This window comes from Bifidobacterium kimbladii (genome assembly GCF_032193675.1).
GTDB classification, from domain to species: Bacteria; Actinomycetota; Actinomycetes; order Actinomycetales; family Bifidobacteriaceae; genus Bombiscardovia; species Bombiscardovia kimbladii.
This window is the reverse complement of record NZ_JASTZZ010000010.1, coordinates 1-9777: the sequence shown is the minus strand read 5'-3', so window position 1 is coordinate 9777 and position 9777 is coordinate 1. Positions and strand designations below refer to the sequence as shown.

Sequence of the window (9777 nt, the reverse complement as noted above, 5' to 3'; positions counted from 1 at the left end):
GGACGCTCCTGTACTCACCGGGGGGGGGGGGTCGTCAGACCCCTCGCGTAGCTAAACAAACCTCCGGCATTCTCCCCAGCAACGCAAAAAACACTCCACTGCCCTCGCCATCACCGCTGACACCTTCCTCGCCACTGAGCTCCACGACACCAAGCCCAAACACCCCGCAATCGTCAACAAGCAGTCCGGACAACACAGGATCCACTTCAACCAAGCCATCCGATACCGATGATCACACTTCACACATAGTGCGCTTCGACCCAGCTGGCGGGAACGCGCCTACTCAGTCAACTGTGAAAACCGGCACGCTCGCCGCTCCCCCGCAACAGAACCCAGTGCGCGAGGGCTTCCTGTTCGACGGGTGGACGCTTGACGGCCAGCCTTTCGACTTCCAGACCCCCATCCTCCAGGACACGACCCTGAAAGCCCAGTGGTCGAAGACCACGGACTGGACGCTGAGCCCGGACCACGGGCCCGCCACCGGCGCCCGGCTGACCATCAACCCGCCCAGCCCGCAGGAACCCTGCTACGCCAGCATCCAAACCGCAGGAGACCAGACTGTCGGCCTGACCGGCGACGGCCGCATCTACGCATGGACGCAGGACAGCACACCCAAACAGGTTCCCACTCCTGCCCAGGCTCCCGACGGGTTCCACTACCTGCAGGTTGCAGCCGGCAGCCGCCGGCATGCCGCATTAGGATCCGACCAGCACATCTACACCTGGAACAGCCAACAAGCGACACCCGTGATCCTCGACACCAGCCAGAGCAGCAGGTTCACCAGCATCAGCATGAACGATGACCGGCTCCTGGCCGTGGACCGGCAGGGACAGGTCCACGCCTTCCAAGACAGCCAGACCGGCAGCCAGAATCCGCACCAGAAGCCCGTCGAGCAAACCACAACCAAGCTGCCGGGGCAGGCGCAGGCCGTCCTCGCCGCAGCCTCCGCCAGCCGGATCCTCGCCCTGGACGCAGACGGGCAAGCCTGGACCTGGGACAAGAACAACACCGGAAAAGCCGAACCCGCACGCATCAAACAGCAGCCCGGCATGCGCACCATCCAAGCCCAAGCCCTCAACCAGGGGTTTCTCCTTCTGAACGCGGACGGGCAAGCCCGGTACCTGGCCAACACCGCAGCCGATTCCACTGCCGTCAACCTGCCAGAAGGCATGAAAGCCAGCTCGGCCGCCACCAACAATGACCAGGCCATGATCGTCGGCAAAGACGGCCGCCTCTGGGCCTGGAAGCCCGGCAAGGCGCCCAAACGCGCGAACAACGGGAACCAGCAGTTTGTGCAGGCAACAGCTGCAGGCAACAGGATCATTGCTATCAGCAGGCAGGGCGACATATACAAATGGAGCCTGGACGAGCAGGGTCAGCCCGGCAAGCCAGCCAGACTCGACACCAGCACCGACCCCACCCTCGAAGCAGCCAGCCTGGACAGCCAACCGCTCAAACTCAGCAAGACCAGCAGCATCTGGCAGGCGGAAATCCCTGCACGCAAGCCGGGACAAGCCGCCATCACCATCGCCGGCAGGCAGGACAGCCAGCCCTTCACCAGAAGCCTCAACTACACGGTCGACCAGCCGCTGACACGAGACGACCAGCAGGGCACGACCCACACCGTCACCTTCAATGCGGACGGAGGAAGCCCCAAACCCGCAGACCAGAATATCTCAGACCCCTACGGCAGGGTAAAGCGGCCCACCCCCGACCCGACGCGTGAAGGCTACCAGTTCGACGGCTGGTTCATAGGCGAAGTCGCCTACGACTTCAGCAAGCCCGTCACCAAGAACCTCGCCCTGACCGCCAAATGGACTGAAAGCGGGAACGACAAGTGGAGCATCAGCCCCGACAAGGGCAGTCAACTGGGCAACGAATCCACCACTATCGCCCCGCCAAACACCAGCCGAGGCATCAGATTCAGCCAAGTCAGCGGATCAAAATACGACGGTTATGAGTCCTATGGTTTTTCCTTGGCTGTGGGCAGCGACGGAAACGCCTACGCATGGGGAAACAACGACTGGGGACAGCTTGGCGACGGGACGAGAACCAACCGGACCACACCGGTCATGGTGAAGATGCCCGATCGCAAAACGTATCCTGACCTGCCGGCGGACTTCACCTATGTGCAGGTCAGTGCCGGATACTACCATTCCCTGGCCGTGGGCAGCGATGGATACGCCTACGCATGGGGAAACAACGACAATGGCCAGCTCGGCAACAAGACCAGCGGCGGGTATTCGACTGTTCCTGTGCGCGTGCGCAACCCCGACAGCCCCACTGACAGGAGCAAAGGACTGAAAGCCGTACAAGTAAGCGGCGGAACCTATCATTCACTAGCTGTGGGCGCCGATGGGAACACCTACGCGTGGGGATACAACAGCTCTGGTCAGCTTGGCGACGGGACAACCACCAGCAGGACTACGCCGGTCATGGTGAAGAAACCCGATCCCAAGACGTCTACAGATGTAGCTGCAGATTTGGCCTACGTGCAGGTCAGTGCCGGATACGAGCACTCGCTAGCCGTGGGCAGCGACGGATACGCCTACGCATGGGGAAACAACGAATATGGCCGGCTTGGCAACAATAGCAACGATTACTATGCAGATTCGTCTGTTCCGGTACGCGTACGCGACCCCGCCAACCCCACCGATACGAGCAAAGGACTGCAAGCCGTACAGGTGAGCTGTGGAACCTATCATTCGTTGGCCGTGGGCAGCGACGGATACGCCTACGCCTGGGGAGACAGCAGCAATGGCTCGCTCGGCGACAACAGCAGCGTTCATTATCCGAATCCTGTTCCTTTGCGCGTGCACGACCCCGCCAACCCCTACGATACGAGCAAAGGACTGCAAGCCGTACAAGTGAGCGGCGGATACTATCATTCACTGGCCGTTGGCAGCGACGGATACGCCTACGCATGGGGATACAACGCCTTTGGCCAGCTTGGCAACAGCACCAGCAACTCTTCAACTGTTCCTGTGCACGTGCGCGACCCCGCCAACCCCACCGACTCGAGCAAAGGACTAAAAGCCACACAGTTCATTGCCGGAGACCATCATTCGCTGGCTGTGAGCCCAAACGGATACACATACGCCTGTGGATACAACGCCTTTGGCCAGATCGGCGACCGCACCACCTATAATGCATATGTTCCTGTGCCGGTGGTGTTCAACCTGCAGCTGGTGATCACCGGCGTCAAATTCGACCGGACTGTCGTATCAGGCCTGACTCATGGCAATGACAACAGCGTGACCGTGCTCACGCCAATACACGTGCCGGGCACGGTCACGGTCAGCGTGGACTACACGGTGGGCGGCATACACCAGCAGCCCGATACTTCCCTCAGATATACATATCTGCCTGCAGGCGTGCTCCCTCGAGCCGGCGGGGAAGGCATCCTGCTCGCCCTGGCCACCGGTATGACCGGCATGGGCGGGGTCCTGGCCTCGCGCCGCCACAGGAGAGAACGGCACAGGCTATTGCCCACTTCGCACGAGTAAGACAGGCCGGAGGCGGATCAATCCCCCCACCCCCGGCTTACAACGGGGGCGCACGAAGGAATGCCACATACAAGGCTCATCCCCAAGAGAGCCGGCACTCCTCTTGCGCCCCCACCACCACACTACTTTCGACTGATGCTGACAGGAATTGAGAGCAGGCATGCACGCCTCGGCTCTGCAATGGGAAGAAGGAAACTCGAGCAGACCGACCAAGGGGTACAGAACCCCAAGTCAGCTCGGCATTCGTCCGCGCTCCCATTACCAGATAATTGCTGGAAACAAATACTTTTGCTCAACCAAAAAAATTCATTGTCATCGATGACTGACCCGGCTCGTGTGTGTTATCTGTGGGCTGGGTGGTAGGGTGAAAAGCGGGGGATGTCGAGAAAACGACTGGCTTTTGTTCCGGCTCGTGCAATCTGTTGCACGGACTGACCTTGAGCATTGGGCGACTTTCCGACAGGTAGAACTTTGAATAGGCATGCGGTGTTGATTCCGCTTGGTGTTTGGTGAAGGGGTTTGGTTTCATGCATCTGGTTTCCCGTCTGCGTCGCATCTGTGTGATGATGACCGTCCTGCTGGGACTGCTGGCAGGCCTGGGTGTCGCATCCGCTCAGGCGGACGCTCCTATACTCACCGGGGGGGGGGGGTCGTCAGACCCCTCGCGTAGCTAACCAAACCCCCGGCATTTCCCCCAGCAACGCAACCAGCACGCCACTTCCCACACCATCACCTATAGAAACCACCGCACCATTAAGCCCAGCAACACCAGGCACTCCGTCATCGACGACGGAAACACCCGGCAGCGCAGACTCCGCTCCGGTTAAATCAGCCGAACAGACAGACAATCAAACCACGCATACAGTGCGCTTCGACCCTGACGACGGCAGCACGCCTACCCAGTCAACCGTGCAAACCGGTACTCACGCGACTCCCCCGCAACAGAATCCCCAACGTCAAGGCTTCCGGCTCGACGGGTGGACTCATGATGGCCAGCCTTTTGACTTTCAGACTCCCATTCTTCACGATACAACTCTGAAAGCCCAGTGGTCGAAGGTCACGGACTGGACGCTGGACCCGGACCACGGGCCCGCCTCCGGAACCGTCCTGACCATCAGCCCGCCCGACAGGCAGGAACCTCAGTTCGCCAGCATCCAAGCCGCAGGAGACCAAATTGTCGGCTTGACCGGCGACGGCCGCATCTACACATGGACGCAAGGCAGCACACCCAAACAGGCGTCCTACCCCGCTCAGGCTCCCGACGGTTTCCACTACCTGCAAGCCGCAACCGGCAGCCAGCGGCAGGCCGCACTCGGATCCGACCAGCACATCTACGCCTGGTACAACAGACAATCAACGCCCACCATCCTCAACACCGACCAGAACACCCAGTTCACCAGCATCAGCCTGAACGATGACCTGCTGCTGGCCGTGGACCAACAGGGACAAATCCACGCCTTCCAAGACAGCCAGAACCCGAAGCCCGACGAGCAGGAAACAATTAGCCTGCCCGGAAAGGCGCAGGCCGTCACCGCCGTCGCCTCCGCCAGCCGGATTCTCATCGTGGACACTGGCGGGCAAGCCTGGGCTTGGAACGCAGACAAGACCGGAAGTGCCAAGCCCGAACGCGTCAAGCAGGACCCGGGCACGCGCACCGTCCAAGCCCAAGCCCTCAGCAGAGGATTCCTCCTCCTGGATTCGAAGGGACAGGCCCGGTACCTGGCCGACAGCACAACCAGTCTTACAGCCGCCGGCCTACCGGACGGCGTGCAAGCCAGCAGGATCACCGCCAACAACAGCCAGGCCATCATCACCGGCAAGGACGGCCGCTTCTGGGCCTGGAAGCCCGGCAAGACACCCATCCGCGCAGACAACAAGGGACAGGGCTACGTGCAGGCCGCAGCTACCGGCGACAGGATCACCGCCATCGGCACGCAGGGCAGCATATTCACGTGGAGCATAAGTGCTCAAGGTAATCAAGGCAAGCCAGCCAGACTCGACACCATCCAAGCACCCACCCTGGAATCAGCCAGCATGGACAGCCAGCCGCTGAAAATCAGCAAAAAGAACGACACCTGGCAGACGGATGCTCCAGCCCACAAGCCCGGGCCAGTCACCATCAGCATCACCGGCAGGCAGGACGGCCAGCCCTTCACCAGAAGCCTCAACTATACAGTCGACCAGACGCTGACCAGAGATACGAAGACCGAAACCACCCACACGGTAAGCTTCACAACGAACGGAGGAAGCCAGGCACCACAATCCCAACAGGTCCCCTACCCATACGGGCGAGTCCGGCGGCCCTCCCCCGACCCGACGCGCCAAGGCTACCAGTTCGACGGATGGTTCACCGGAGAGGTCGCCTACGACTTCAGCAAGCCCGTCACCGGCAACCTCACCCTGACCGCCAAGTGGACTGAAAGCAGGAACAACACATGGAGGATCAGCCCGGACAAGGGCAGCCAGCTGGGCAATGAAACCACCACCATCATCCCGCCAGCCACTAGCCGAGGAGTCAAATTCAGCCAGGTCAGCAGCGGAGGATTCATGATCGACAATGAGAGGGGGTATTCGCTGGCTGTGGGCAGCGACGGGAACGCCTACGCTTGGGGATACAACAAGTTCGGCCAGCTCGGCAACGGCACGACCACCCAGCAGAACACGCCCGTCCCGGTGCCAAAGCCCGCAGGCACACCCACGGATTTCACCTACCTGCAGGCCTATGCCGGCGGCCACCATTCGCTGGCCATCGGCAGCGACGGGTACGTATACGCTTGGGGGAATAACGACCACGGGCAGCTCGGCAACAACACCAAGTCCAATTCGTCGCTACCTGTGCGCGTGCACGGGCCGAACAACTCTGGTGAAGGGCTGAAAGCCATCCAGGTCTCCGCAGGAGCCTGGAGCTCCATGGCACTGGCCGCCGACGGCACCGTATACACCTGGGGTAGCATGTCCAGAGGATACAGTACTGACTGCTCAAGTCCGCAGACCGTGCCCACAACGGTCAAGAACCCTTCGGATGCGAGCGGCGTCCTCCACGCCGTGCAGATCAGCACCAGATTGTCCTTCGACATGGCCCTCGGCCTGGACCATTACGTGTACACGTGGGGTTACAACACCAACGGCCAGCTCGGCAACAACACCAGCGACGATCCTATTTTCACCAGCATCTTCCACCCCACGCCCAGCCGCGTGTTTGCCACCGGCAAGTCCACGGCTGCTGCGGGCCCCTGGCTGAAGGCCGTACAGGTGAGTGCCGGCTGCTGGTTCGCATCGGCTATCGGCGAGGACGGGAACACCTGGGCCTGGGGAAGTAATAATCATGGCCAGCTCGGCAACGGCACCACCAGCGGAATGTTCAGCGCGAATCCTGTTCCCGTACGCGTGCAATACTCCAAGAATACGGGCGCAGTGACAGCTTTACATATTAGCGCCGGAAGCTGGCATGTGCTAGCCATCGACACGAGTGGGAACGCCTGGACATGGGGACGCAACGACTATGGCCAGCTCGGCAACAAAACCGTGAACGACCAGATTCTCCCGGTGAAGGTGTTCGCCTCCTCGCAGTCCACAAGCTCAGCCGGCCCTTGGCTTAACGCCGTGCAAATTAGTGCAGGACATTGTTCTTCATTTGCGATCGGCATGAACGGAAACGCCTACGCCTGGGGATGGAACGCCTATGGCCAGCTCGGCAACGACAGCATCCCCACAGGTGAAAATAACAGTAAAGCTCAGAGTCTTGTTCCTGTGCCGGTGGTGCTCAACCTGCAACTGGTGATCACCGGCGTCAAATTCGACCAGACCCCCGCAACAGGACTGAAACATGGTGATGGCAGCAGCGTCAGCGTGCTCACGCCCGCACACCAGCCGGGCACGGTCACGGTCAGCGTGGACTACACGCTGGGCGGCGCAGCCCAGCAGCCCGACACCTCCCTCCGATACACGTACCTGCTTGTAGTCGTGCTCCCCAGGGCAGGCGGGGAAGGCATCCTGCTCGCCCTCGCCACCGGCATGACCGGCATGGGCGCGGTGCTGGCCTCACGCCGCCACCGGAGGGAACAACACCAACTGCTTCACGCTTCGCACGAGTAAGAGCGGCCGGGCGGCGAATCAATCCCCCCGCCCCCGGCCCATTTAGGGGGGAGCAGGGAGGAAACGTGTCAATCAAGGCTCATCCCCAAGAGAGCCGACACTTCCCTCCCGCGCCCCCACCACACTTCCGCCTGTGGGGATACAGGCAGACCTCTCTTGTTTCCGCCCAGGAAGGGAGATGAACACAGCCGGGCAGGCAACAGGGCTTACCACCCGGACAAGCCTGGCCTCTGCCTGTTCTCCCCGTCCTGGCATAATTCCGTAACGTCAGCTGCCGAACTCGTTGTCTTCGGACGGCTGGTTCTAGCGTATGTGTGTTGTCTGCCGACCGGGTGGTAGGGTGAAAAGCGGGGGATGTCGAGAAGACGGCTGGTTTACGCCATGGCTCCTGCAATCCGATGCAGGGCTGGCATTGACAGACAGCACGGCTTTCCGACAGGCAGAACTTACGTAGGCAGGCGGCATTTGTTCCGCTTGGTGTTTGGTGAAGGGGTTTTGGTTTCATGCATCTGGTTTCCCGTCTGCGTCGCATCTGTGTGATGATGACCGTCCTGCTAAGCCTGCTGGCAGGCCTGGGCGTCGCATCCGCCAACGCGGCGGATGCTCCTATTCTCACCGGGGGGGGGGGGTCGTCAGACCCCTCGCGTAGCTGACAAAACCTCCGGCATTCTCCCCAGCAGCGCAACCAGCACCCCACTTCCCACACCATCACCGATACAAACCACCACACCATTAAGCCCCAAACCAGACACCCTGTCACTGAAGACAAGCAGTCCGGACAACACAGAACCCGCTCCAACTAAGCCATCCGATACCAGTGATCAGGCCGTGCAAACAGTGCGCTTCGACCCGGCCGTCGGCAGCAAACCCACTCAGTCAACTGTGAAGACCGGCACCCTCGCCGCTCCCCCGCAGCAGAATCCTCAACGTGAAGGCTTCCGGTTCAACGGATGGACTCATGATGGGCAGCCTTTTGACTTCCAGACCCCCATCCTCCAGGACACGACCCTGAAAGCCCAGTGGACGAAGCCCACAGACTGGACACTAAGCCCGGACCATGGGCCCGCGTCCGGAGCCCGGCTGACTATCAGCCCGCCCAAAACTCAAGAACCTCAATTTGTCAGTGTCCAAGCCACAGGAGAGCAGCTAGTCAGCTTGACCGGCGACGGCCGTATCTACGTCTGGGCACAAGACGGCACACCCAAGCAGGTTCCCTCCCCCGCCCAGGCCGCCGACGGGTTCCACTACCTGCAGGTTGCAGCCGGCAGCCGACGGCAGGCCGCACTCGGATCCGACCAGCACCTCTACACCTGGACCAGCCGAGAGGCCACAACCACGATTCTCGGCACCGGCCAGGATGCCGGGTTCACCAGCATCAGCCTGAACGATGACTGGCTCTTGGCGGTGGACCGGCAGGGACAGGTCCACGTCTTCCAAACCAGCCAGCCCGGCAACCAGGACCTGAACCCGAAACCCGCTGAGCAGGCGACGCTAAACCTACCCGGACAGGCACAAGCCGTCACCGCCGCCGCCTCCAACAGCCAGGCTCTCATAGTGGACGCGGACGGGCAGACCTGGACCTGGGACACGAGCAACACCAGAAAAGCCAAGCCTGTACACATCAAACAAGACACCGAAATGCGCACCGTCCAAGTCCAAGCCTTTAGTAAAGGATTCCTGCTCTTGGATTCAAAGGGACAGCCCTGGTACCTGGCCGATAGCGAGGCAAGCGTGACCCCAGTCGGCTTGCCGGACGGCGCCAAGGCCAGCCGGATCGCCGCCAACGAGGATCAGGCCATCATCGTCGGCAAGGACGGCCACGTCTGGGCCTGGAAGCCCGGCAGCAAGCCCACCCGCGTGGACGACGGAAGCCAGCAGTACGAGCAGGCCGTCAAGGTCGGCAGCAGGATCACCACCATCAGCAGGCAGGGCAGCATGTTCACCTGGAGCCTGGATAAGCAGGGCCAGCCCGGCAAGCCAGCCAAGCTCGACACTAGCAACGCCCCCACCTTGAAATCAGTCAGTCTGGACGGCCAGCTGCTCAAATTTACTAAGTACAACGACTCGTGGCGGGCGGGCATGCCCGCCCGCAAGCCGGGACAAGCCGCCATCCTTATCACTGGCAGGCAGGACGGGCAGCCTTTCGCCAGGAGCCTTGCGTACACGGTCGACCAGC

General features: G+C 61.3%; 5 protein-coding genes. All 5 read left to right on the top strand.

Annotated features, from left to right (window positions below):
* The first annotated feature begins 293 nt into the window (after nucleotides 1-293).
* On the top strand, nucleotides 294-3506 hold the full coding sequence (locus QRX41_RS08325) for an RCC1 domain-containing protein (RefSeq protein WP_313839947.1): 3213 nt from the start codon (nucleotides 294-296) through the stop codon (nucleotides 3504-3506).
* A gap of 527 nt (nucleotides 3507-4033) precedes the next feature.
* Nucleotides 4034-4180 (top strand): hypothetical protein, encoded by a 147-nt coding sequence (locus QRX41_RS08320; protein ID WP_313839945.1) that lies wholly within the window; start codon nucleotides 4034-4036, stop codon nucleotides 4178-4180.
* A 190-nt stretch (nucleotides 4181-4370) separates the two neighbouring features.
* Nucleotides 4371-7601: an RCC1 domain-containing protein gene (locus QRX41_RS08315; protein ID WP_052692739.1), complete on the top strand. Its 3231-nt coding sequence runs from the start codon at nucleotides 4371-4373 to the stop codon at nucleotides 7599-7601.
* 503 nt (nucleotides 7602-8104) lie between these two features.
* Nucleotides 8105-8254 (top strand): hypothetical protein, encoded by a 150-nt coding sequence (locus QRX41_RS08310; protein WP_313839942.1) that lies wholly within the window; start codon nucleotides 8105-8107, stop codon nucleotides 8252-8254.
* Nucleotides 8255-8429: 175 nt separating this feature from the next.
* A partial coding sequence (locus tag QRX41_RS08305; protein WP_313839941.1) for an InlB B-repeat-containing protein occupies nucleotides 8430-9777 on the top strand: 1348 nt, incomplete at its 3' end.